At 61.6% G+C, this 23467-nt stretch carries 17 protein-coding genes; 8 read left to right on the top strand and 9 right to left on the bottom strand.

What is annotated here, in order from left to right:
• The 5 genes from MKD49_RS11005 to MKD49_RS10985 form a co-directional block, all read right to left on the bottom strand.
• Window positions 1-1989: a DNA topoisomerase IV subunit B gene (locus MKD49_RS11005; RefSeq protein WP_121039329.1), complete on the bottom strand. Its 1989-nt coding sequence runs from the start codon at window positions 1987-1989 to the stop codon at window positions 1-3.
• Between the two features lie 247 nt (window positions 1990-2236).
• Complete coding sequence (locus MKD49_RS11000) at window positions 2237-3589, bottom strand: amidase (protein ID WP_252696276.1); 1353 nt, start codon at window positions 3587-3589, stop codon at window positions 2237-2239.
• A 109-nt stretch (window positions 3590-3698) separates the two neighbouring features.
• Window positions 3699-4376: a DUF2848 domain-containing protein gene (locus tag MKD49_RS10995; RefSeq protein ID WP_252696275.1), complete on the bottom strand. Its 678-nt coding sequence runs from the start codon at window positions 4374-4376 to the stop codon at window positions 3699-3701.
• A 78-nt stretch (window positions 4377-4454) separates the two neighbouring features.
• Complete coding sequence (locus MKD49_RS10990) at window positions 4455-5768, bottom strand: MFS transporter (protein WP_252696274.1); 1314 nt, start codon at window positions 5766-5768, stop codon at window positions 4455-4457.
• A gap of 303 nt (window positions 5769-6071) precedes the next feature.
• Window positions 6072-7007: a LysR family transcriptional regulator gene (locus tag MKD49_RS10985; protein ID WP_039786540.1), complete on the bottom strand. Its 936-nt coding sequence runs from the start codon at window positions 7005-7007 to the stop codon at window positions 6072-6074.
• Window positions 7008-7425: 418 nt separating this feature from the next.
• On the opposite strand from MKD49_RS10985, the gene MKD49_RS10980 reads away from it, so the two are divergent.
• The 8 genes from MKD49_RS10980 (at window position 7426) to MKD49_RS10945 (ending at window position 16995) form a co-directional block, all read left to right on the top strand.
• Window positions 7426-8403 (top strand): MurR/RpiR family transcriptional regulator, encoded by a 978-nt coding sequence (locus MKD49_RS10980; RefSeq protein WP_121039338.1) that lies wholly within the window; start codon window positions 7426-7428, stop codon window positions 8401-8403.
• The gene (locus MKD49_RS10975; protein WP_252696273.1) at window positions 8400-9386 is read left to right on the top strand and encodes an isoaspartyl peptidase/L-asparaginase family protein; all 987 of its coding nucleotides are present in this window, start codon (window positions 8400-8402) and stop codon (window positions 9384-9386) included. The genes MKD49_RS10980 and MKD49_RS10975 overlap by 4 nt, the downstream gene beginning before the upstream one ends.
• 25 nt (window positions 9387-9411) lie before the next feature.
• Window positions 9412-11265 (top strand): dipeptide ABC transporter ATP-binding protein, encoded by a 1854-nt coding sequence (locus tag MKD49_RS10970; RefSeq protein WP_121039344.1) that lies wholly within the window; start codon window positions 9412-9414, stop codon window positions 11263-11265.
• Window positions 11266-11400: 135 nt separating this feature from the next.
• The gene (gsiB, locus tag MKD49_RS10965; RefSeq protein ID WP_371925456.1) at window positions 11401-12945 is read left to right on the top strand and encodes a glutathione ABC transporter substrate-binding protein GsiB; all 1545 of its coding nucleotides are present in this window, start codon (window positions 11401-11403) and stop codon (window positions 12943-12945) included.
• Between the two features lie 260 nt (window positions 12946-13205).
• On the top strand, window positions 13206-14126 hold the full coding sequence (gene gsiC / locus MKD49_RS10960; protein WP_039786532.1) for a glutathione ABC transporter permease GsiC: 921 nt from the start codon (window positions 13206-13208) through the stop codon (window positions 14124-14126).
• 8 nt (window positions 14127-14134) lie between these two features.
• On the top strand, window positions 14135-15079 hold the full coding sequence (gsiD, locus tag MKD49_RS10955) for a glutathione ABC transporter permease GsiD (RefSeq protein WP_034337513.1): 945 nt from the start codon (window positions 14135-14137) through the stop codon (window positions 15077-15079).
• Window positions 15079-16119, top strand: a complete 1041-nt coding sequence (locus MKD49_RS10950) for a P1 family peptidase (RefSeq protein ID WP_252696272.1) — start codon at window positions 15079-15081, stop codon at window positions 16117-16119. The genes gsiD and MKD49_RS10950 overlap by 1 nt, the downstream gene beginning before the upstream one ends.
• 33 nt (window positions 16120-16152) lie before the next feature.
• The gene (locus tag MKD49_RS10945; protein WP_252696271.1) at window positions 16153-16995 is read left to right on the top strand and encodes a M55 family metallopeptidase; all 843 of its coding nucleotides are present in this window, start codon (window positions 16153-16155) and stop codon (window positions 16993-16995) included.
• A gap of 405 nt (window positions 16996-17400) precedes the next feature.
• Here MKD49_RS10945 and MKD49_RS10940 read toward each other — a convergent pair whose 3' ends face one another.
• The 4 genes from MKD49_RS10940 to MKD49_RS10925 form a co-directional block, all read right to left on the bottom strand.
• Window positions 17401-19956: an RNA-binding domain-containing protein gene (locus MKD49_RS10940; RefSeq protein WP_252696270.1), complete on the bottom strand. Its 2556-nt coding sequence runs from the start codon at window positions 19954-19956 to the stop codon at window positions 17401-17403.
• Window positions 19957-20034: 78 nt separating this feature from the next.
• Window positions 20035-20922, bottom strand: coding sequence for a ketopantoate reductase family protein (locus MKD49_RS10935; protein ID WP_252696269.1), 888 nt, complete (start codon window positions 20920-20922; stop codon window positions 20035-20037).
• A gap of 84 nt (window positions 20923-21006) precedes the next feature.
• Window positions 21007-21801 (bottom strand): FCD domain-containing protein, encoded by a 795-nt coding sequence (locus MKD49_RS10930; protein WP_252696268.1) that lies wholly within the window; start codon window positions 21799-21801, stop codon window positions 21007-21009.
• Window positions 21802-21813: 12 nt separating this feature from the next.
• Window positions 21814-23433, bottom strand: a complete 1620-nt coding sequence (locus tag MKD49_RS10925; protein WP_252696267.1) for a gamma-glutamyltransferase family protein — start codon at window positions 23431-23433, stop codon at window positions 21814-21816.
• Window positions 23434-23467 lie beyond the last annotated feature (34 nt).

Below are 23467 nucleotides of genomic sequence, written 5' to 3'. Positions count from 1 at the left end.
TCAGATGTCCGCTTCGGCTTCGTTGCCGTGCTCTTCGATCCAGGCGCGACGGGAGGCCGCTTCGCCCTTGCCCATGAGCATGTTGAAGCGCTCTTCCGAGGTCTGCACGCCAGGCTCGCCGAAGCTGATCGGCAGCAGGCGGCGCGTGTCCGGGTTCATGGTGGTTTCCCACAGCTGCTCGGCATTCATCTCGCCCAGGCCTTTGAAGCGGGAAATGCTCCAGGCACCTTCCTTCAGGCCATCCTTGCGCAGCTTGTCTTCGATGGCTTCGAGTTCGCCATCGTCCAGCGCATACAGCTTCTGCACCGGCTTCTTGCCGCGTGCCGGAGCATCCACGCGATAGAGCGGCGGGCGCGCCACGCAGATGTGGCCGTTCTCGATCAGCTTGGGGAAGTGACGGAAGAACAGCGTCAGCAGCAATACCTGGATGTGCGAGCCGTCCACGTCCGCGTCCGAGAGGATGCAGATCTTGCCGTAGCGCAGGCCGGAGAGATCGGGCGTGTCGTTGATGCCATGCGGATCGACGCCGATGGCCACCGCGATATCGTGGATTTCATTGTTGGCGAAGAGGCGGTCGCGCTCGGTTTCCCAGGCGTTTAGGACCTTGCCGCGCAAGGGCAGGATGGCCTGGAATTCCTTGTCGCGGCCCATCTTGGCCGAGCCACCGGCGGAGTCGCCCTCCACCAGGAAAATTTCATTGCGCGTCACATCCGAGGATTCGCAATCGGTCAGCTTGCCCGGCAGCACGGCCACGCCTGAAGATTTCTTCTTTTCGACCTTTTGCGCCGAGCGCAGGCGGCTCTGGGCCTGCTTGATGACCAGCTCGGCCAGCTTCTTGCCGTATTCCACGTGCTGGTTCAGCCACAGCTCCAGCGCCGGACGCGAGTAACCGGCGACCAGTCGCACGGCATCGCGCGAGTTCAGGCGTTCCTTGATCTGGCCCTGGAATTGCGGGTCCAGTACCTTGGCCGAGAGCACGAAGGAGACGCGCGCAAACACGTCCTCGGCCAGGAGTTTGACGCCCTTGGGCAGCAGCGAATGCATTTCCGCAAAACTCTTGACCGCCGAGAACAGGCCTTCGCGCAGGCCCGATTCGTGGGTGCCGCCGTTGGAAGTCGGGATCAGGTTGACGTAGGACTCGCGCACCACGGCACCTTCTTCAGTCCAGGCCACCACCCAGGAGGCGCCTTCGCCCTCGGCGAAGCCTTCGGCATCCTTGCCGGCGAACTGTTCGCCTTCGAACAGCGGGATCAATGTTTCGCCGCTGCCGGTCTGCGCCAGTTGCTCCATCAGGTAGCCGCGCAGGCCTTGATCGTACTGCCAGTTCTGGGTGTCGCCGGTTTTGGCGTTGATCAGCGTGACCTTCACGCCCGGCAGCAGCACCGCCTTGGAACGCAGCAGGCGCTGCAGCTCGCCCAGCGGAATGGTGGCCGAGTCGAAATACTTGGCGTCCGGCCAGACGGTCACGCGGGTGCCGGACTTCTTGTCCTCGCGGGTGGCGGGGCGCGACTGCAGTTTCTCGATGACGTCGCCGCCCGAGAAGGCCAGCGTGTGCACGCCGCCTTCGCGCCAGACCGTGATTTCCAGGCGCGTGGCCAGCGCATTGGTGACCGAGACGCCCACGCCATGCAGGCCGCCCGAGAAGGCATAGGCACCGCCGGAACCCTTGTCGAACTTGCCGCCTGCATGCAGGCGGGTGAAGACGATCTCGACGGTGGGGACCTTTTCTTCCGGGTGCAGGCCGACCGGGATGCCGCGGCCATCGTCCTCCACGCTGACGCTGCCGTCGGCGTTGATGGTGACGATGATGCTCTTGCCGTAGCCGCCCAGCGCTTCGTCAGAGGCGTTGTCGATCACTTCCTGGAGGATGTGCAGCGGATTTTCGGTGCGCGTGTACATGCCCGGACGCTGCTTGACCGGCTCCAGTCCCTTGAGGACACGGATCGATGATTCACTGTAATCGGACGGGGTTGTTTTTTTGGTTGCCATGCAGATGAGTGGTCGTGGCTGATGCCGGAGGGTTGTTGTCTGTTCGTCCAGCGCGGCGGCCCGCCAAGGGGCCATCTTGCGCTGCAAAAGCGCATTCTAATGAAAATTCCGTGGATTCGGCGTCTGGCAAGGCGGAATGTTCCCTACCGGGCAGGACTTGTCGGTAACAGCATGTAAATGCGGCTAAAAACGCGCACAAAAAAGGCTTGCGCGCACGCAAGCCTTGTCACGGGAGCAAATCTCCGGATCAGGCGGCCAACAGTCCTTCCACCGCCAGGGCGATCGCCAGCAGGCGCTTGTCCTCGCCGCCGGCCGCCGCCAGCGACAGCCCGACCGGGGCAGTGCCGGGCGCATGGCAGGGCAGGGAGACGGCGCAGCCATCGAGGAAGTTGATCAGCGTCGGGTTGCGCAGGATCTTGCCATTGGCGGCGTAATAGGCATCGTCGCTGGCTTGCAGCTCGGAAATACGCGGCGCCACGATGGGTACGGTCGGCATCACCAGCGCATCGTAACCGGCCAGTTGCGCCTGCACTTCGGCGATCCAGCGCGGGCGGGCGTGCAGCACGTCGAGCAGGTCGGCGGCGCTCATGTCCTTGCCGCGCAGGATGCGCGAAACCACGCGCTGGTCATAGCCGGCGGCGTTCTCGGCAATCAGGGCGCGATGCCAGGCGTAGGCTTCGGCAGCGGTGAAGCCGCCCTTGGCGTTGATGGCGGCCAGGGCTTTGAAGGCCGGCACTTCGGCTTCGACGATGACGGCACCGGCGGCGGCGAGTTTGTCCAGCGCGGCGCGATAGGCCTTGCCGACGGTCTCGTCCATGGCGTCCAGCACCACATTGGTCGGGGCCAGCAGGCGCAGGCCGCGCAGCGGGTGGGCGACTACGGACACATAGGCTTCACCGGCCAGTACAGCGTCCATGATGGCGCAGCACTCTACCGATACAGCCAGCGGGCCAATCGAGTCCAGGTAAGCGGACAGTGGCAGTACACCTTGCATGGACACCCGCGAGGCCGTGGGCTTGAATCCGGTCAGGCCATTCAGTGCCGAGGGGATGCGTACGGAACCGCCGGTATCCGAACCGACCGCCGCAAAGGCCATGCCATCGGTGACCGAGATGGCCGCGCCGGAAGAAGAACCACCGGGAATGCGGCCGCCCTCGACGTTGCGCTCCCAGGTGTTCTGCGGCGTACCGTAATGCGGATTGATGCCAAGACCCGAGTAGGCGAACTCGGTCATGTTGGTCTTGCCGATGACGATGGCACCGGCCTTCATCAGGTTCTGTACCACGGCCGCATGTGCGGTGGCAGCGGGCTTGCCGCGCAGGACCACGGAACCGGCCAGGGTGGTTTCGCCGGCCACGTCAAACAGATCCTTGACCGAGACCGGTACACCTTCCAGCGGCGACCGGCACAGTTTGGCCGCGCGCAGGGTATCGGAAGCGCGGGCAGCGGCGCGCGCCTGGTCGGCGTAGACGCTGGTGAAGACGCGCGCGCCTTCGCCCGCCGGATCGGCGATGCGGGCCAGGGCTTGTTCGGTCAATTGCAAGGAAGTGATGCGGCCGGCATCGAGGTCGGCGGCCAGTTGGGAGAGTGTGCTCGGCATGATGAGGGAGTCGGTGTGATCGGTGACAAATTCGCAGATGCGCAAGTATCGCATTGCCTGGCGCATCCAACAAAGGCGCATGGGCGGCCCCTTGGGCCGCCCCGTGGAATCAGGCCACCTCGGCCAGCGACTCGGCCACGTAATGGTGGCGCAGGGCGCGTTGGCGGCGCGGGTCGAACAGTTCCATCGTGAAGGATGCCGCAGGACGGATGCCGCCGATGGCTCCCACGGTGCCGCAGGTCATGCCGCAGCCCTCGGGCAGGGTGGCGCCGCCTTGCGTGAAGCGCGCGATCAGGTCGCCGGGCGTACGCAGCGAGGCCAGCGTGCCTTCCTGGTAGAGCTTGGTGCTGCCGTCTTCCTCGATCCAGGAGCGGATCACCAGTTCATCCCAGTACTCGGCCACTTCCGAGAGCTTCCACGCGCTGTTGCCCACGGGCTTCACGCACGCCTGCTTGGAGAAGGCCACGCTGTGCGCTTCCAGCTTGCGGTCGGTGTGGTCGGAGGCAATCGAGACATACAGGTCGCCACCGCTGTTGAAGACGAAGGTCTCCACTTCACCGGACGACGCCTCGCCCAGCACCTGCACCTGCGCGGCTTGCGAGAGCTGGTTGGCCGAGACGCGGTAGAACAGCGGCACCGCGCTGGGACGCGAGATGCCCAGGGCTTCCAGTTCTTCGATGTGATGCTCGATGGCCGCCATGTCGCGGCCGGCCCAGCCGGCGATGACCAGGGTATCGATCTCGGCGTGGAGGGGGGATTGGTCGGGGAGGGTAAAGGTCAGCTTCATGAGTTTCTGTTCCTACAGGGTGATTCAGGAGAGGCTGGCCGGGGAGGCGGCCAGCCAGAGGGGGAGATCAGTGCATCATCAGTGCTTCTTGACGAACACCACCACCAGGAAGCTGGCGAGGAATTCGAGCGCGGCCACGAAATACAGGCCGGAGGAGAGCGACCCGGTGCTGGTCTTCAACGCGCCGATCATGTAAGGGGCGACGAAGCCGGCCAGGTTGCCGATGGAGTTGATGAGGGCGATGCCGCCGGCGGCTGCCGTGCCGGCCAGGAAGGCGCCGGGAATCGACCAGAACACCGGGAAGGCCGCCAGGATGCCGATGGCCGCCAGCGTCAGCGAGCACAGGGCCAGCGTCGCATTGCCCAGCGTCATGCCGGTGGCGATCAAGCCGATACAGGCGATGAGCGTGGCGATGGCGCTGTGCAGGCGGCGCTCGCCGGTCTTGTCGGAGTGGAAGCCGTTCCACACCATGGCCAGCGTGCCGGCCACGAAGGGGATGGCCGAGATCAGGCCGATCTGCAGGTTACCCTTGACGCCGATTTCCTTGATGATGGACGGTGCCCAGAAAGCGATGGTGGCATTGCCGCTGACCACGCAGAAATACACGGCGGCGCAGATCCAGACGCGGTAGTTGGCACAGGCATCCTTGAAGGAGAAATGCTTGCCCGGTGCGCTGTTCTCGGCGGCCAGCACTTGCGTGACGGCAGTTTTTTCAGCATCGCTCAGCCACTTGGCGTTGGCCGGTTTTTCTGGCAGCCAGGCCAGCACGGCGAAGCCCGCCAGGATCGACGGAATGCCCTCGATGATGAAGAGCCATTGCCAGTTGGCCAGATGGCCCACGCCTTCCATGCCGCTCATGATGAGCCCGGCAATCGGGCCGCCGACTGCACCGGCGATGGCAAAGGAGGTCATGAAGAGGCCATTGACGCGGGCACGGCGCTTGGCCGGGAACCAGTAAGTCAGATACAGCACCACGCCGGGGAAGAAGCCTGCTTCGAAGATGCCCAGCAGGAAGCGCAGCACATAGAAACTGGTCGGCGTGGTGACGTAGGCCATGGCCATCGAGGCCAGCCCCCAGAGGATGGTAATGCGCGCCAGCGTCTTGCGGGCGCCGATCTTTTCCAGCAGCAGGTTGCTTGGCACTTCAAAAAGGAAATAGCCGATGAAGAAAATACCCGCGCCCAGGCCATACACCGCCTCCGAGAACTGCAGGTCCTGCAGCATCTGCAGCTTGGCGAAGCCGACATTGACGCGGTCGATCCAGGCCAGCACGAACAGGAAGACCAGGAAGGGAATGAGGCGCCAGGCGATCTTGCCATAGGTCGCCTCGAGGCTGGCACTGCTGCTGGCCGGGGGCGCCGCGGTGGCCGCAGCGGATGGGGAATACGACATGTAAAACCTCCTCAAGTGTGACCGGCGTCCGTGTGACGGCGCCGTGTTGTGTTCTGCATGGACGGGATGGGAGCGGCGGCAAGCACTGCAGGGCCGGGCATGTTCCGGTGCCAGCCCGAAGGCGCCGGTCTGAATTCAGTATGGGGATGCAGGGCGGGCGCTGTCCAACAAGAAAATCTGAACGGCCTTGATTGAAAAATCTTATGAGCAAAAGCAGGGCGCTGTTTGCTTCAGGATGGTGCTGTTCATGCGTGCCCGCGCATCGGCGCGCCGGGCAGCGTGCAGGCGGGAGGGCGGGCGATCTCAGCCGAGCGGGGCGGGCAGCCGCGCGATCTCCTGGCCCCAATTGAGTGCGAAGTCGGAAGCCGTTTCCTGCGCGATGCGCGCCACGGTTTCGGTCAGCGGATTCTCATGGTCCGAGCGGAAGCAGGCGATCAGTGCCAGTGCCGGGAACTCGGTATCCACGCGCAGCAGGTGCAGGCTCTCTTCGTTGAGTTCGCGCTGGATGATGGCCGGCGGCACGGCCGTGATGCCGAATCCATCGGTGGCCAGGCGGATCATGGTGGCCACCGAGGCGATACAGTTGATGTGCAATGTGCGCTCACCCCGCTCGCTGCCCGAGAACAAGCGCTCGATGACTGCATGCGGCCCCGAATTGCGGGCGAAGCTGATGATGGGGAAGGCCGCCAGGTCCGCCAGCGACAGCGTCTCGCTGCCGATGTCGAGCTTGGGGCTGCCGACCCAGCGCATGGGGAATTCGCACAGCGCGATATTGCTGACCTGCGGGCCGATCACCGGTTCGGCCTGCAGCACCAGGTCCAGGTTGCTCTTGCTGAACTGCTCGTGCAGGTGGATGGTGGTGTCGCTGACGATCTCGATCTGCAGGCGCGGAAAGGCCTTGTGAAGGCGTCCGAGAAAATCCGGAAACCAGCTGTGCACGATGGATTCGATCACCCCGATGCGAATGACACCGGCAAACACCTCGCGGTCGGACATGTCGTCCTTCATTTCGCGCATGAGCTTGACCATGCGCTCGGCATACACCAGCGCCTTGCTGCCATCGGCAGTCAGCGCCACTTCGCGCGCGCTGCGGTCGAACAGGCGCACGCCGAAATCCTGTTCCAGTGAGGCGATGCGGCTGGAGACGGCGGCCTGCGTGGTGTGCAGCCGCTCGGCCGTGAGCCGGAAATTGCGCAAGCGGGCCAGCCAGACGAAGGTTTCAAGGAAGCGGATATTCATGAGCGGGCAGGGCGGAGTGAAGGGGCGTATTTTATCGCCTTCAGGTCGTGATCCAGGCCGTCATTTTTGGTGCACTGCGCAATGAATCTTCGTTCATCTGGCGCACATCTGGTGCATTTCATGTTGGCAATCGCGTGCTTCTGGTGCGTTATAAGGATATTCGGTTTTTGAAAGTATTTTTTCTTTACTCGCCGCGAAAATGAAAATATATTTACATTTTTTTCGGCAGGACTGATGCAAATGACAAGTCCTGCGCGATGATAAATACGCCCGCATCAGCGGGCGCAACAGCACAAGAACATTGCAAGAACAGTGGTGGCAGGGCGCTCTGCAAATGAAATAAATGATTTAAACGATTTATTTTTTTTGCGTTTTTTTGCAGAGGGCAGTGAATTCAATGACGACGGGGTAGCGGGCGGTGACACAACAGCCGAAGAACATCAGTTTGCAGGGAGCCGGTGCGGTAGCACAGGCTGTGGGCAAGCTGTATCCGCAATTGTCCAAGTCGCACCGCAAGACGGCGGACTATGTGCTGGGCAATCCCTTCCGCGCCGCCACCATGACCATCGACGAACTGTCGGAAGCGGCCGGCATTTCGGTGGCCACCGCCAACCGCTTCGCTCATGCACTGGGCTTCGACGGTTATGCCTCGTTCCGTGCTGCGCTGGTCTCGGATTTCGCGACCACCCTGGCCCCCGTGGAAAAACTGCGCGAGCAGGTGCAGCGCACTGCCACCAGCGCCGAGATCATGGCCGCCGCCTTCGACAGCGACATTGCCAACATCGAGGCGACGCGCCGCATGCTCACGCCGGAACACTGCGAGCAGGCGGTCGACATGATCCTCTCGGCGCAGCGCATCTTCATCACCGGCTTCGGCGCCTCGGCTTATCTCTCCGGCCTGATGGCCCATACGCTGGAGCCCTATGTGCGCACCGTCAGTTCGGTGGCCATGGCAGGCGGACCCTCGCAGGCGGCGCGCCAGTTTTTCAAGCTCGACAGCGATGACCTGGTGATTGCGATGGTTTTCCCGCGCTATGCGGCTGACACCGTCTGGCTCACCCAGCGTGCGGTGGAGAAGGGCGCACGCGTGATCGCACTCACCGACACGCCCGGCTCGCCGCTGGTGCCGCTGGCCGATGTCGCCTTGTATGCCCAGACCGACGGCCGCCTGGCGCCCACTTCCGATGCGGCCGCACTGATCCTGATCCAGGCCCTGTGCGATGCCGTGGCGCATCGCGCACGCCGCTCGGTGCAGGCCGCCACGCAAATGGCTGAATTCGTGCTGCCGTGGCTGTACCTGGCCCAGCAGCAACAGCGCGCCGGCACCACGCCGGTCGGCAAGCCCGCGCGGGCGGCCGCCAAGCGCGCCCCAACCAAAGGAAAGACCAACGCATGACCACTCCGGTAATTGCCATCCACGGCGGCGCAGGCACCATCACGCGCGCTTCGCTTTCGGCCGAGGACGAGGCCCGCTATCACCAGGCGCTGTCCGACATCGTCGCCGCCGCCCAGGCCGTGCTCAATGCCGGCGGCTCGGCACTGGAAGCCGTCACCGAAGCCGTGCGCCTGCTGGAAGACTGCCCGCTCTTCAATGCCGGCCATGGTGCCGTCTACACCAGCGAAGGCAAGCATGAGCTGGACGCCTGCGTCATGAACGGTGCCGACCTCTCCTCGGGCGCGGTGGCCTGCGTGACCAAGCTGCGCAACCCCATCCTGGCCGCACGCACGGTGATGGAAAAGAGCGAACACGTGCTGCTGGTCGGTCCTGCCGCCGAAGCCTTTGCGGCGCGCCATGGTGCGGTCACGGTCGAGCCCGATTATTTCCATACCGATGCCCGCCACGAACAATGGCAGCGCGTGCGCGGCCAGTCGCGCGCGATGCTGGACCACGATGCCTCCTCCTTCGCCTTCGCAGAAAAAGCTGCCGAGCCCAAGGAACCCATCGATCCGGACAACAAGTTCGGCACCGTCGGTGCCGTCGCACTGGACCAGTTCGGCAACCTCGCTGCGGCCACCTCGACCGGCGGCATCACCAACAAGCAGCCTGGCCGCGTAGGCGATTCGCCCATCATCGGCGCCGGCTGCTATGCCAACAACGCCACCGTGGCCGTGTCGGCCACCGGCACCGGCGAAGCTTTCATGCGCACCGCCGCCTGCTACGACATCGGCGCACGCATGGCCTATGCCGGCCAGTCGCTGGAAGAAGCCAGCCGCGCCGTGGTCTTCGACACCCTGCCCAAGGTGGGCGGACGCGGTGGCGTCATCGCCATTGACTGCCACGGCAACCTGGCCTTGCCCTTCAATACCGAAGGCATGTATCGCGCCTGGGGCTGTGGCGAACTGGCCCCGGTCACCGCCATTTACGCAGCACCGGCCTGAAGCGGCCGAGCAGGAGAGAATCAAGATGCAACAGTCCCAACGCGTGCTGGATGTCCGTCAGCTCAATGTCCGCTTTGCCACCTCCGAACGGACGGTCGATGCGGTGCGCGACCTGTCCTTCCACGTCAACCAGGGCGAGACCCTGGCCATCGTCGGTGAATCGGGCTCGGGCAAGTCGGTGTCGTCGCTGGCCATCATGCGCCTGATCGAACACGGCGGTGGCAAGATCGCCAGCGGCAGCATGCAGTTCCTGCGCCGCAGCGGCCAGTCGCTGGACTTGGCGCAGGCTGACAACGCCACCATGCGCAGCATCCGGGGCGCGGAGATCGCCATGATCTTCCAGGAACCGATGACCTCGCTCAATCCGGTCTTCACCGTCGGCGAGCAGATTGCCGAATCGATCCGCCTGCACCAGGGCATGAGCCGCGCCGCCGCCCAGGCCGAGGCGCTGCGCATGCTGGAGATGGTGCGCATTCCTGAAGCGAAGCGCGTATTGGGCCGCCATCCGCACCAGCTTTCCGGCGGCATGCGCCAGCGCGTGATGATCGCCATGGCGCTGTCCTGCAAGCCCTCGCTGCTCATCGCCGATGAACCGACCACGGCGCTGGATGTGACCATCCAGGCCCAGATCCTGCAACTGATCCGTTCGCTGCAGCAGGAGATGCAGATGGGCGTGATCTTCATCACCCACGACATGGGCGTGGTGGCCGAAGTGGCCGATCGCGTGGTGGTGATGTGCCGGGGCGAGAAGGTGGAAGAGAACGAAGTCAAGCAACTCTTTGCCGCGCCCGCGCATCCTTATACGCAATCCCTGCTGGCGGCCGTGCCGCGCCTGGGCTCCATGCGCGGCACCGACAAGCCGCTGCGCTTCGGCATCGCGCCGCAGGCCGAGGTGCGTCCCGACCTGATCGCCAGCGAACTGCAGGCGCAGGCGGAGATTGCCGCGCAGCGCCAGCCCATCCTCAAGGTGCGCGACCTGACGACACGCTTCGACGTGAAGAGCGGCATCTTCGGCCGCGTCAAGCAGCGCGTGCATGCGGTCGAGAAGGTGAGCTTCGATCTCTATTCCGGCGAGACCCTGGCCATCGTCGGCGAATCCGGCTGCGGCAAGTCCACCACCGGCCGCTCGCTGCTGCGCCTGGTCGACATTGCCGGCGGCAAGGTCGAGTTCGGCGGCCGCGACCTGGCGCAATTGCCGCGTTCGGAATTGCGCGAGCTGCGCCGTGATATCCAGTTCATCTTCCAGGATCCCTTCGCCTCGCTCGATCCGCGCATGACCGTGGGCTACTCCATCATGGAGCCGATGCTGGTGCACGGCCTGAAGGAGGGCGCACAAGAGCGCGTGGATGCACTGCTGACCCGCGTGGGCCTGACGCCCGAGCATGGCCAGCGCTATCCGCATGAATTTTCCGGTGGCCAGCGCCAGCGCATCTGCATCGCCCGCGCCCTGGCGTTGAATCCCAAGATCGTCATTGCTGATGAATCGGTGTCGGCACTGGACGTGTCGATCCAGGCCCAGATCGTCAACCTGATGCTGGACCTGCAGGCCGAGCTGGGCATCTCCTTCATCTTCATCTCGCACGACATGGCGGTGGTGGAGCGCATCAGCCATCGGGTAGCGGTGATGTACCTGGGCCAGATCGTGGAGATCGGACCGCGCCGCGCCATCTTCGAAAATCCCCAGCACCCGTACACGCGCAAGCTGATGGCGGCCGTGCCGGTGGCCGATCCGACCCTGCGCCAGCCGGGCAAGAAACTGATGACCGATGAAATTCCCAGCCCGATCCGGCTGGTGGGCGATGAGCCCAAGGTGGAGCCGCTGCGGGAAGTGGCTCCGGGGCACTTCGTGGCCCAGCACCGTATTGCCGGCGCTTTTTGAGCGCGGGCGTGATGTTCCCCAGTCGTATCTGTAATTTGGTAAATGCAGTCAGCGCAGTAATCTCAATCAAGCTGTAACCACTCAAGCGTCACTGATCAGGAGAGACCAATGTCCGCATCCGCAAAAAACAAAGCAATGAGCGCCGCCAAATGGCTGGCCCTGGGTACCCTGGGCGCCGCCCTGCAGTTCGGCGCGGCCAATGCCTTTGCCGCCAAGACTGCTACCGTGGCCGTAGCGTCGACCTTCACCACGATGGACCCGTATGACGCCAACGATACGCTGTCGCTGTCGGTGATGAAGTCCTTCTACCAAGGCCTCTATGGCTTCGACAAGGACATGAAGCTGATCCCGGTGCTGGCCGAAGGCTACCTGGTGAGCAAGGATGGTTTGGAATACACCATTCGCCTCAAGCAAGGCGTGAAGTTCCATGACGGTACCGTCTTCAAGGCCGACGCCGTCAAGGCTGTCTTCGACCGCGTGACCAACCCGGACAACAAGTTGAAGCGCTACAACCTCTTCAACCGCATCGCCAAGACCGAAGTGCTCAACGACTACACGGTCAAGGTCGTGCTGAAGGAGCCGTTCTCGGCCTTCATCAACGTGCTGGCGCACCCGTCGGCCGCGATGATCTCCCCGGCTGCGCTGAAGCAGTACGGCAACAAGGACATCGCCTTCCACCCGGTCGGTACCGGTCCCTTCAAGTTCGTGGAATGGAAGCAGACCGACTACGTGAAGGTGGCCAAGTTCGACGGTTACTGGAAGCAGGGCTACCCCAAGGTCGACGAGATCCTGTGGAAGCCGGTGGTGGACAACAACTCGCGCTCGGCCATGCTGCAGACCGGCGAAGCCCAGTTCACCTATCCGCTGCCCTACGAACAGGCTGACCTGCTCAAGAGCAAAGGCAACCTGGACGTGATCGCCGGTCCCTCCATCATCCAGCGCTACATGTCGATGAACGTCAAGCAGAAGCCGTTCGACAACCCGAAGGTGCGCGAAGCGATCAACTACGCCATCAACAAGGATGCCCTGGCCAAGGTCGCGTTCAATGGCTATGCCACCCCGATGGATGGCGTGCTGCCGCAGGGCGTGGATTACGCCTTCAAGACCGGCCCGTGGCCCTATGACGTGAAGAAGGCCAAGGCCCTGCTGGCCGAAGCCGGATATCCGAACGGCTTCGAGACCGAACTGTGGTCGGCCTACACCCATACCACCGCCATGAAGGTGATCCAGTTCCTGCAGCAGCAGCTGGCGCAAGTGGGCATCAAGGCCAAGATCCAGGCCCTGGAAGCCGGCCAGCGCGTGGAGCGTGTGGAAAGCTGGCAGGATCCCGCCACTGCCCCGATCCGCCTGTTCTACGTGGGCTGGTCGTCCTCCACCGGTGAAGCCGACTGGGGCCTGCGTCCGCTGCTGGCATCGGAATCCTTCCCGCCGCGTCTGTTCAACACCGCTTACTACAAGAGCGACAAGGTCGATGCCGACATCGCCAAGGCCCTGACCGTCTCCGACCGCAAGGAAAAGGAAGCGCTGTACAAGGACGCGCAGCAGGAAGTCTGGAAGGATGCACCGTGGGCCTTCCTGGTCACCGAAAAGCTGCTGTATGCCCGTGCCAAGAACCTCAAGGGCATCTACATCATGCCGGACCAGGCTTACGAATTTGAGAACATCGAGTTCACCAAGTAAGCAGGCGCCGTGTTTTCGGCCCTTGCGGGCCGATGCAAAATGCAGTGCTGTGAGACCGCGTCATGCAGTTTTGCAGCACTGGGCAGGTTCTCTGCATCGTCGTAACGAGCAGAAAAGAGCAGCAATGAAGCGGGGAGGGTGGCTGGCCATCCTCCCCCACAGATTCACGATGCGTTGCCATGCAAGCCGGCAGCGCAGGGAGCGACTCCACCGCAGGGTGTGGACACACCAGCGACGGGCAGCCTTATTCAGAGAGTCCCATGTTTTCCTATGTCATCAAACGCCTGTTAGGCCTCATTCCCACGCTGTTGCTGGTGGCGGTGCTGGTTTTCCTGTTCGTGCACTTGTTGCCGGGCGACCCGGCACGCCTGGCCGCCGGCCCCGAAGCCGATGAAAAGACGGTCGCCCTGGTGCGCGCCGACCTCGGCCTGGACAAGCCGCTGCCGGAGCAGTTCGTCAACTTCTTCATCAATGCCGCCCACGGCGACTTTGGACGCTCCATCCGCAGCAAGCGCCCGGTCTCCGAAGAGATCGCCGCGCGCTTCTGGCCCACGCTGTGGCTGACCATCGTGGCCATGATCTGGGCGGTGCTGTTCGGTCTCATCATCGGCATCTCCTCTGCCGTGTGGCGCAACAAGTGGCCGGATCGCCTGGGCATGACGCTGGCCGTCTCCGGCATTTCCTTCCCGGCGTTCTCGCTGGGCATCCTGCTCATGCAGGTCTTCTCGGTCGAACTGGGCTGGCTGCCCACGGTCGGCGACGAGACCTGGCGCCACTACATCCTGCCTTCGCTGACGCTGGGCGCGGCGGTGGCCGCCGTGATGGCGCGCTTTACCCGTTCTTCCTTCATCGAAATCCTGCAAGAGGACTTCGTGCGGACCGCCCGTGCCAAGGGCCTGACCGAGACCGTGGTGGTCATCAAGCACTGCCTGCGCAATGCGCTCATTCCGGTGGTGACGATGATGGGCCTGCAGTTCGGCTTCCTGCTGGGTGGCTCCATCCTGGTCGAGGTGGTGTTCAACTGGCCGGGCATGGGACGCCTCTTGGTCGATGCCGTCGAGATGCGTGACTACCCCATCATCCAGGCCGAGATCCTGCTGTTCTCGCTGGAATTCATTTTCATCAACCTGGTGGTGGACGTGCTTTATGCCGTGATCAACCCCAGCATTCGTTTCAAGTGAGGGGAATCATGTCGCTCTCCAATTCGCCTCTGGCCACTACCTCCGAAACCGGCGCGCCGCTGCCGCCGCCCGATCCGGCTGCAGTCGCCGCCTCCGGCCAGAAGATTCGCACCCCGTGGCGCGAGTTCTGGCGCAAGTTCAAGAAGCAGCGCCTGGCCGTCTATGCGGGCGTGTTCATCCTGCTGCTGATTCTGATCGCCATCCTGGCGCCCTGGATCGTGCCCTTCGATGCCGAAAACTTCTTCGACTACGACGCCCTCAATTCGCCGCCGACCTGGACCCACTGGTTCGGCGTCGATTCGCTGGGCCGCGACATCTTCAGCCGCATCCTGATGGGGGCGCGCATCTCGCTGGCCTCGGGCTTCTTCTCGGTGGCCATCGGTGCCGTGATCGGTACCGTCTTCGGCTTGCTGGCCGGCTACTATGAAGGCTGGTGGGACCGCATCGTCATGCGCATCTGCGACGTGCTGTTCGCCTTCCCCGGCATCCTGCTGGCCATCGGTATCGTCGCCATCCTGGGCGGCGGCATGATCAACGTCATCATCTCGGTGTCGGTGTTCAGTATCCCGGCCTTTGCGCGCCTGGTGCGCGGCAATACGCTGCAGCTGAAAAACCTGACCTATATCGAGGCCACCCGCAGCATTGGTGCGTCCGACACCACCATCATGTGGAAGCACATTTTCCCTGGCACCATCTCGGCCATCGTGGTGTATTTCACCATGCGTATCGGCACCTCCATCATCACGGCGGCCGGCCTGTCCTTCCTCGGCCTGGGCGCGCAATCGCCCACACCCGAGTGGGGCCTGATGCTGAACGAAGCCCGCGCCGACATGGTCACCTCGCCGCACGTGGCGCTGGTGCCCAGCATCGCGATCTTCCTGACCGTGCTGGCCTTCAACCTGCTGGGCGACGGCTTGCGCGACGCGCTCGATCCCAAGATCGACCAGCGCTGATGATGAACCTGCAGGTGCCGCCGCAGGTGCCATATATTGGCCGCTTGCCCGCCGGTGCGCGCAACAGCATCACCGATGTGGAGGGTGTGCGCGTCGGTCACTGCACCCTCGATGCCGGTGCGGTGCAGACCGGGGTGACCGTGATTGCGCCGCATGGCGGCAATCTCTTCACCCAAAAGCTGCCGGCAGCGGCGGCCGTCATCAATGGCTTTGGCAAGAGTGCGGGGCTGGTGCAGCTGGAAGAACTGGGTTTGCTGGAAACGCCCATCGCGCTCTCCAACACCTTTGCCGTGGGGACGCTGCTCAATGCGCAAATCGCTCACACGGTGCGCGGCAATCCGGAATGCGGACGCAGCCTGCCTACGGTCAACGGGCTGGTGCTGGAATGCAATGACGGCTATCTCAACGACTTGCAGGCCATGGCCGTGCAGCCCGAGCATTTTGAGGCAGCGATGGCAGCCTTGTCGGTCGAGGTTCTGCAAGGCGCGGTTGGGGCGGGACGGGGCATGTCCAGCTTTGGTTTGAAAGGCGGTATCGGTACCGCTTCGCGCGTGGCTGCCTTGGATTCGTCGGAGCAGTCCTATACCGTCGGCGCGCTGGTCCTCTCCAACTTCGGGCGACTGCCCGAATTGATCCTGGCGGGCGATCCGCTGGGCGCGCGATTGGCGGCCAGCGAGACACCCGACACCGCGCCCGAAAAGGGCTCCATCATCATGATCCTGGCCACCGATGCGCCGCTGGATGCGCGGCAGTTGAAACGCCTGGCCACCCGCGCCGGGGCCGGACTGGCGCGCACCGGGTCCGCCTACGGCCATGGCAGCGGCGATATTGCGCTGGCCTTCTCCACGGCCCAGACCATCGAGGCCGAGGCCGATTGCCTGCACCTGGCGCTGCTGGCCGATCATCTGCTGGACCCGCTGTTCCATGCCGTCGCTGATTGCGTCGAACAAGCCATCGTGCATGCGCTCTTTGCAGCCGAGACCGTGCACGGACGTGATGGCCATGTCCGTGTGAGCCTGCGCGAGCGCCTGGCTTCCTGAATTCCTGAATTGCTTCCCCTGAAAGACCGCCTCATGAACAAGCGTGCCAACATCCTGGTTTCCGTCGACATCGAAGGCGTGGCCGGGGTCTTCCACACCGAGCAGACCCGCGCCGGCAATGGCGAATACGAACGCGCCCGGCGCTGGATGACCGAAGAGGCCAATGCCGTCATCCGTGGCGCACTGGCGGCGGGTGCAACGGCCATCAAGGTCAACGATTCGCATGGCGGCTTCCGCAACCTGCTGCCGGACCTGCTGCATCCCGAGGCGCGCATGGTGCTGGGCAAGCCGCGTGTGCTGGGCATGATGGGCGGCGTGGATCACGATATCGATGCGGTCATGCTGGTGGGTTACCACTCGCGCGCGCAAGGACGCGGCATCCTGGCGCACACCACCAACAGCTTTGCCTTCGCCCGCGTGTGGCTGGGCGGGCAGGAGCTGGGCGAGGCCGGGCTGTATGGCGCACTGGCGGCCGAACATGGCGTGCCGGTGATCTTCGGCAGCGGCGACGATGCCTTCATCGAAGAGAATGCACCGCTGTTTCCGCATGCCGTCTTTGCTGAAACCAAGAAGGCCTATGGTGCCAACAGCGGCGATTCGCTCACGCCCCAGCAGTCCTGCGTGCTGCTCGAAGAACGCGCCCACCAGGCGGTCACCGCGCTGGTGGCCAACCCGGCAGCCATGCCGGTACTGCCCCTGCGCGGCCCGCTGCGTTGCCGCCTGCAGGCGCAGACGGTGGCGCTGACTGACCTCTTCAGCCAGTTGCCGATTCTTGAACGTACCGACAACGTCACCGTCGAATTCGATGCGCCCACGGCGGAATATGCGGTGCGGGTGCTCAACAGTTTGTCGGCGATGTCTTCAATTCTGCGTTAATTGGATTCTGTTTACGTTTGCTGAAACGGGCTTTTATCCTGTTTTTCGGGAACGGAACGAGTGAGCGACGGCGTCTCGCCTCGCTAGGCTGAATCGATGTCTGGTGCGCATTTTGCTAACGTGCGGGCAGCGCAGTGGCTTCGGCCAGGCCTTAGCCTTAGCTCCACTAGCAAGCTTCAATCCCCCAATACGTCAGGCCGACAAGGGCTATGATAGCCGTGAACTGATCAAACTGATCGAGAGCCTAGGCAGCGAGGCGATAATTCCGCCGTGAAGTTGCCAACAACCGCGCGTGTTCGACAAGGCCCGCTAGCGGCTACGCAATCGCATCGAGCGCTGCTTTGCTCGCCTCAAGCAATAGCGACGCGCAGCCACTCGAGTGGCTGCGGTGAATGTCGATTCGGCCTAAAGTCGCGTTAGCCGAATTCTCAGATCATCAAGGAACGCTTCATCATTTTGACGAAATTTCTTCGCTTTCTGGAACGTTGAGATCACTTTCTCTTTAAGAGATTCTCTTTCGCTAACTAACAAGGTGAAGAGACTACCGCGAATATTCGATAGTTCTCTTGATCCATTCTCAAGACAATCAACCAACCTTGATAGTGTAATCCTTCGGATATCCTTTCTTTCTGTCATGCGAAGGACATATTGAGCTGTATCGAAGTAAATGGTGGGCGTATGATTTAAAAATTTCGTTTGTCTAAAAATAGCATCGTGAATTTCAAATAAGACGTCTTTTACACCTTGTTGTTCAGAAGGATTTATCAAGTTTAACGAAGCAAACGCGGAGTCGGCGGCTTGATCATAACTCTTCATTGCGCTATCAAAGTAACCAGCCTTCTCATGATCCTTTGCTACACCTATTAATGCTACGGCTCGGTTAACATTCCATTGGCCTTGCGGTTCAATTCGATCTGTGATGGCAATATCGCTGACTGCCAATGCGCCTACGGAGTGGTTTAGCTGCGTTTCTGCTTCGTACCAGAGATCGAAAAGAAGAGGTTTTCTGACCTTCCCGTCGTATGCTTTTTGTAGTGCCTTGCGTGCGTCGTCGTACCGGGGTCGATCAAGTAGGAGAAGACATTTCCCCTGCATTACATATAAATCCGGATGGTACTTGCTTCTTCGCTGCGCAATAGTCACGGTGTTTAATGCTTCTGCGGGGTTCCCTGCCCTAATGAACGCAAGAGCCTCATTGATTGCATTTCCGACGAGAGTATTTTGGTTAACGGATGGCGTTCCCGGAATGGTCTTTCTTAGTTTGAGAACAGATTCCGAGAACTTGGCATGGTCGGGTACTAGCGAATCCTTTATCTGTAAAACCAAAATTGCAACAGTATCCAGCACTTCATATCTCGGCTCTCTACCGATTCTTGGAGCGGAAATTAGGAAAAGTGCCGACAGCTCATCGATCGCTTCTTCTAAGGTTTCAACTGTGTATTGAGTCGCTTGGCGAAGTTCTGTCAGGGAGCAACTATGTAGAATCGCTGCCGCGAGTAAGACGCGTTTGCTCTCAACCTTTAAGCTAGTGATCTCCCTTTGTAAGGCTGCAGATCTTGCTTCAACGCCCTTCCTTCCTTTCCATTCTTCTGCAGCGGCTTTGCAAGACTGTCCTCTGCGAACCAAACGGTATAACGAATCAGTAAAAAGTGGAGATCCATGGGTTGTCGACTGGAATGCAGCTATATCCTTTGGCGATAGCTGGGGGCCTTTGAACCTTTCGCTCAGTAGGGCAATGTAGTCTCGATACTCCTCCTCGATTAATCCTTCGATTTCAATGGCAATATCGCGTGAGTAGGTCAGGTTCATCCGGGTGGTAAGTAAGAACCTTGAGTTCGTTTTTCCTAACTGCATAGCCAGTTCAAGTACGCGCCTTTGGTCGTCTTTAGAAAGAGAGTCGACGTCGTCAATAATGACAAGAGTGGGAAAGATTTCTAGCGCGTCTTTTAGAAAGCGTCTCAAGAGCTTATCGTCTGCTCCACTTAGTTCATCTAGCGAGATGGCCGATTCAACGCATAATCTTTCTAACAGGCTGATATAAGAACCGTAGTGGGTCTCAGGCACTTGGATAAACTTGTCAACATCCGCTATGAATTGCTCTTTTTTCGCGGTAACCCACAATACGCGCTGCAAGCCTATAGGCCCTGTTGCGCAAACTTGTTGGGCAAATTCGTACGCAATCGAACTTTTGCCTAGCCCTCCTTCTCCAGCTAGGACTCTGACGTACGAGAATTCGTCTGCGAACCAAGACCATAAAGATTCAATAACTTTTTTTCTGCCGATAAATTTTGGGCAAATAAAATTGCGGTCTGGGAGATTATGTTCCAGTGTTTCCGTTTTTTTCTTTATGTGATCGAGATTTGAAATTAAATACCTGCATTCGCGCTTGCTAAAAAGAAAAGCAAACTCCGGTCCACTGGCTGGCTCCGAGTTGTCTCCTAAGCGAAGGTAAGTGTCTCCTTTTCTGAAAGCAAATTTACCCTTTGAGTCGGTCGCACTTTCTTTGCCAAAATACGCTGGGGCTTCTCCAATTCTTTTTGGAATATAGAGAATTAAAATTGTTCGTCCATTTTCATCAGTGTGCGACCAAGAGCTAAGCGCTATATGTATGCCTACATAAGAGTAAATTTTGTCTTTTATTTTTTTTAGATCAAATGTGCTGGTGTCGCATCCGCAGATCAAAAACTCAGTTTCCGCTTTAGTCTCTTCAACGCCAAAAACTATGTAGCCGCCATACGTATTGAAAAAGGCAACGATATGTCTAATCAGTTTGCAGACACCGAAGGCATCTGCCGGAAGCGATTCTTTATAGTCAATTATTTCACATTCGATTGGAGCGAAATTGTCGGCTCTTTTTATCGTTGTTATTACTTCAGAGTTACATGCCCCTGAATCGAGTAGGAGGGCTAAATTTCGACGGATATTTCCCGTCTCAAATCCCTCGATAGAAACTTCCTCCATTGTTCTTTCCCCTGAATACATTTATAAACACAATAAATAATGTAATTCATAAGTAAGTATTGTGGGTAAGTTTGCTAATTATTTTCGTTCGATTAGTTTAACCAGCGCATGCACGGTCAGGTTGACCGGCGTGGCAATGCCATGCGCCTGTCCCCGCCGCACGATGTAGCCGTTGAGGTGATCGATTTCGCTGGGCTTGCCGCGCGCCACATCCTGCGCGGTGGAAGAGAATTGCGTGGGCATGGTCTCGATGATCTTGCGGATGGCCACGTCCACATCCCCCGCCAGGGTCACGCCCTCGGCGGCGGCCACGGCCTTGCATTCGCTGACCAGATGGCCCATCACTTCCAGCACGCCCACGCCTTCGACCAGCTTGCCGTAGGGGAGCTGGGTGATGGCTGAAAGCGCGTTGTAGGCGCAGTTGATGATGAGTTTCAACCATAGCGCTCCGCGCACGTTCTCGGAAATTTCGGTTGGCACGCCCGCCGCAATCAGGGCCTCGGCCGCCTGCTGACTGCGTGCGGCCGGTTCGATCACCAGCTCGCCACGGCCGTGGTGCTTGACGTGGCCGGGTCCGGCCATCTCGGTGGCCACGTAGACTACCGCCGCCGAGACCGGCTGCGGGATCACCGTGCGCAGGCGCTCGGCATTGTCGGTGCCGTTCTGCAGGGTCAGCACCAGCGTATCGGGGGCGAGGTGCGGACGCAGTTGCGCGCCAGCGGTTTCGGTATCGGGGGATTTGACGCAGAAGAGCACCAGGTCGGCACCCGCCACGATGGCGGGATCGGTGCTGGCCTCGACGGGGATGGTCTCATCGAAGGTTTTGGCTTCCAGCCGCAGGCCCTTGGTATTGAATGCCTCCACGTGCTGCGGCCGGCCCACCAGGACCACATCGTGTCCTGCCCGCGCCAGCATCCCGGCGAAATAACATCCCACGGCACCTGCGCCCATCACGGCAACTTTCATGTGTGTCTCCCCGCTTGGCAAATTGAAGTCAGGCGGGAAGCCTAACACAGCAGCGCCAGGCTTTCAGTGCCTGGTCAGCATCGGTCAGAATGACCGCCGCACCCGCACCGACACATAAGCCGGCGGCTTGGTGGTCGCCGTGGCCCGCGCACTGTGCAGCCGATGCAAGGTGATCTGGTTGACCTCCGCATGGCTGCCATCGATGTGCTCACCCATCAGGCGCATCGCGCCCTCGGCGTCGCCGGCGGCGATGCTGTCGAGGATGGCGGCATGTTCCTCGTAGGTCGAGTGCAGGCAATCACCGTACAGGAAATCCAGCCGCCGCACGATGCGGATGCGGTCGGTGAGACGGTCGAACGACTCTGCCATCTCCTGGTTGCCGGCCGCGCGCACCAGCGTCTGGTGGAAGACTTCATCGAGCAGGGCCGCCTTGGGTCCATCCGGTTCGCGTGCCTCGGCGGCCACGCACCAGGTGGCGCGCAGACCGGCCAGCACCGACTGGTCTCCGGCTTGCGCACACAGGCGGCGCACGGCGTGCGTCTCGATGAGCTTGCGCATTTCATAGAGATCGGAAAAACGCTTGAAGTCGATCGGCACCACCTCCCAGCCACCGCGTACATAGCCCTGCATCAGGCCATCGTTCTGCAGGCGTTGCAGCGCCTGCCGCACCGGCGTGCGCGAGACCTTGAAATACGCCGCGATTTCGGTTTCGGTGATCTGGTCGCCGGGCAAGAGGCGCATGTCGAAAATGTCCTGCCGCAATTGCGCGTAGACATATTCGGGCAGGGAGCCATTGCGCACCAGCGCGTCTTCGCCCTCAAGATCGGAGGCGAGCGCGCCGGCGTCAGCGGCGGGGGCGGGAGCAGCCAGGCTTTTCACGATGGGCTTTCTTTACCAGGCGGCCACGCTGCCATCGGTACGCGGTTCGGTGCCGCCGCACAGTACGCCTTCGTCATTGCGCCAGATGATCTGGCCACGGCCGAAGCCCAGCTGGTTGCCCGACCACGCCACTTCATGGCCCAGCCCGCCCAGTCCACGGAAGAGATGTTCGGCCGTGCTGTGTTCGATGCTGACCTTGTTTCCTTTTTCCCATTCCCAGCGCGGCGCATCCAGCGCGGCTTGCGGGTTGAGGCCGAAGTCGACGGTGTTCATCACCATCTGCACGTGGCCCTGCGGCTGCATGAAACCGCCCATCACGCCGAAGGGGCCGACGGCCTGGCCATTGCGCGTCATGAAGCCGGGAATGATGGTGTGATACGGACGCTTGCCCGGTGCCAGCACATTGGGATGCCCGGCTTCCAGCGTGAAATTGTTGCCGCGATTGTGGAGCGCAATGCCGGTGCCCGGTACCACCAGGCCCGAGCCGAAGCCCATGTAGTTGCTCTGGATGAAGGACACCATGTTGCCCTCGGCATCGGCCGTGCACAGGTACACGGTGCCGCCGCGCGACGGGTCGCCGGCTACCGGCAGCGTGGCGCGCGGACCGATCAGCTTGCGGCGCTCATCGGCATAGGCGTCCGAGAGCAATTGCTCCACCGTCACCTTCATGTGCGCGGGATCGGCGATATGGGCGAGGCCATCGGCGTAGGCCAGCTTGATGGCTTCGATCTGGCGGTGGTAGGTCGCCAGCGTGTCGCGCTCGGAGAAGTCGTAAGCCTTCAGCAGGTTCAGCGCCATCAGGGCCACCATGCCGTGGCCATTGGGGGGGATTTCCCAAACGTCATATCCGCGATAATTCACGCCGATGGGGTCCACCCATTCCGGCTGGAAGGCGGCCAGGTCGGAGGCCTGCATGTAGCCGCCGGCCTGCTGCAGGAAGGCCGCAATCTTTTCGGCCAGGGCACCGCGATAGAAGCCCTCGGCATTGTCCTCGGCAATCGCCTGCAGGGTGGCGGCATGGCCCGCCGAGCGCCACAGCTGGCCGGCTTGCGGTGCCTGGCCGTCGACGCAGAAGGTATCGAACCACGATTGGAAATGCGGCTCCTTGAACTCGCGCCTGAAGTTCTGCTGCGCTACCTGCCAGGCATGCGCCACCATCGGCGAGACCGGGAAGCCCTCGCGCGCCAGGGTGATGGCACCGGCCATGGAATCAGTCAGCGCCAGCTTGCCGAAGCGCTTGGCCATCGCGGCCCAGGCACTGGGCGTGCCGGGCACGGTCACGGGCAGGGCACCGTACTTGGGCACGTCCTTCAGGCTGGCGCTGGTGAGCTTGTCGGCGGAAATCGATTGCGGCGCCGGGCCGCTGGCATTCAGGCCATGCAGCTTGCCGCCATGCCAGACCAGCGCGAAGGCATCGCCACCGATGCCGTTGGCGGTCGGTTCCACCACCGTCAAGGCGGCCGCCGCTGCGATGGCTGCATCGATGGCATTGCCGCCGCGCTGCAGGACTTCCAGCCCGGCCTGCGCGGCCAGCGGCTGCGAGGTCGCCACCATGCCGCGCCGGGCATAGACGGCGCTGCGGCGGGAGAAGTAGGGATAGTGGTTGCTGCTGAAGTCGGGGAAGGCGGGCATGGCGGTCTCTCGTTCTTGGTTCAGGGGCGTATTT

The organism is Herbaspirillum sp. WGmk3 (assembly GCF_023952535.1).
GTDB lineage: Bacteria > Pseudomonadota > Gammaproteobacteria > Burkholderiales > Burkholderiaceae_D > Herbaspirillum > Herbaspirillum huttiense.
Note: the sequence above shows the minus strand (reverse complement) of the source record. Positions and strands in the feature narration are given on the sequence as shown.

Bases quoted from the DNA above. Each gene is read 5' to 3' on its own strand.
- MKD49_RS10950 (WP_252696272.1), top strand. From the start codon at position 15,079: ATGATGAACCTGCAGGTGCCGCCGCAGGTGCCATATATTGGCCGCTTG.
- MKD49_RS11000 (WP_252696276.1), bottom strand. From the start codon at position 3,589: ATGCCGAGCACACTCTCCCAACTGGCCGCCGACCTCGATGCCGGCCGC.
- MKD49_RS10990 (WP_252696274.1), bottom strand. From the start codon at position 5,768: ATGTCGTATTCCCCATCCGCTGCGGCCACCGCGGCGCCCCCGGCCAGC.
- MKD49_RS10975 (WP_252696273.1), top strand. From the start codon at position 8,400: ATGACCACTCCGGTAATTGCCATCCACGGCGGCGCAGGCACCATCACG.
- MKD49_RS11005 (WP_121039329.1), bottom strand. From the start codon at position 1,989: ATGGCAACCAAAAAAACAACCCCGTCCGATTACAGTGAATCATCGATC.
- gsiD (WP_034337513.1), top strand. From the start codon at position 14,135: ATGTCGCTCTCCAATTCGCCTCTGGCCACTACCTCCGAAACCGGCGCG.
- MKD49_RS10940 (WP_252696270.1), bottom strand. From the start codon at position 19,956: ATGGAGGAAGTTTCTATCGAGGGATTTGAGACGGGAAATATCCGTCGA.
- MKD49_RS10945 (WP_252696271.1), top strand. From the start codon at position 16,153: ATGAACAAGCGTGCCAACATCCTGGTTTCCGTCGACATCGAAGGCGTG.
- MKD49_RS10985 (WP_039786540.1), bottom strand. From the start codon at position 7,007: ATGAATATCCGCTTCCTTGAAACCTTCGTCTGGCTGGCCCGCTTGCGC.
- gsiC (WP_039786532.1), top strand. From the start codon at position 13,206: ATGTTTTCCTATGTCATCAAACGCCTGTTAGGCCTCATTCCCACGCTG.
- MKD49_RS10970 (WP_121039344.1), top strand. From the start codon at position 9,412: ATGCAACAGTCCCAACGCGTGCTGGATGTCCGTCAGCTCAATGTCCGC.
- MKD49_RS10995 (WP_252696275.1), bottom strand. From the start codon at position 4,376: ATGAAGCTGACCTTTACCCTCCCCGACCAATCCCCCCTCCACGCCGAG.
- MKD49_RS10925 (WP_252696267.1), bottom strand. From the start codon at position 23,433: ATGCCCGCCTTCCCCGACTTCAGCAGCAACCACTATCCCTACTTCTCC.
- gsiB (WP_371925456.1), top strand. From the start codon at position 11,401: ATGAGCGCCGCCAAATGGCTGGCCCTGGGTACCCTGGGCGCCGCCCTG.
- MKD49_RS10935 (WP_252696269.1), bottom strand. From the start codon at position 20,922: ATGAAAGTTGCCGTGATGGGCGCAGGTGCCGTGGGATGTTATTTCGCC.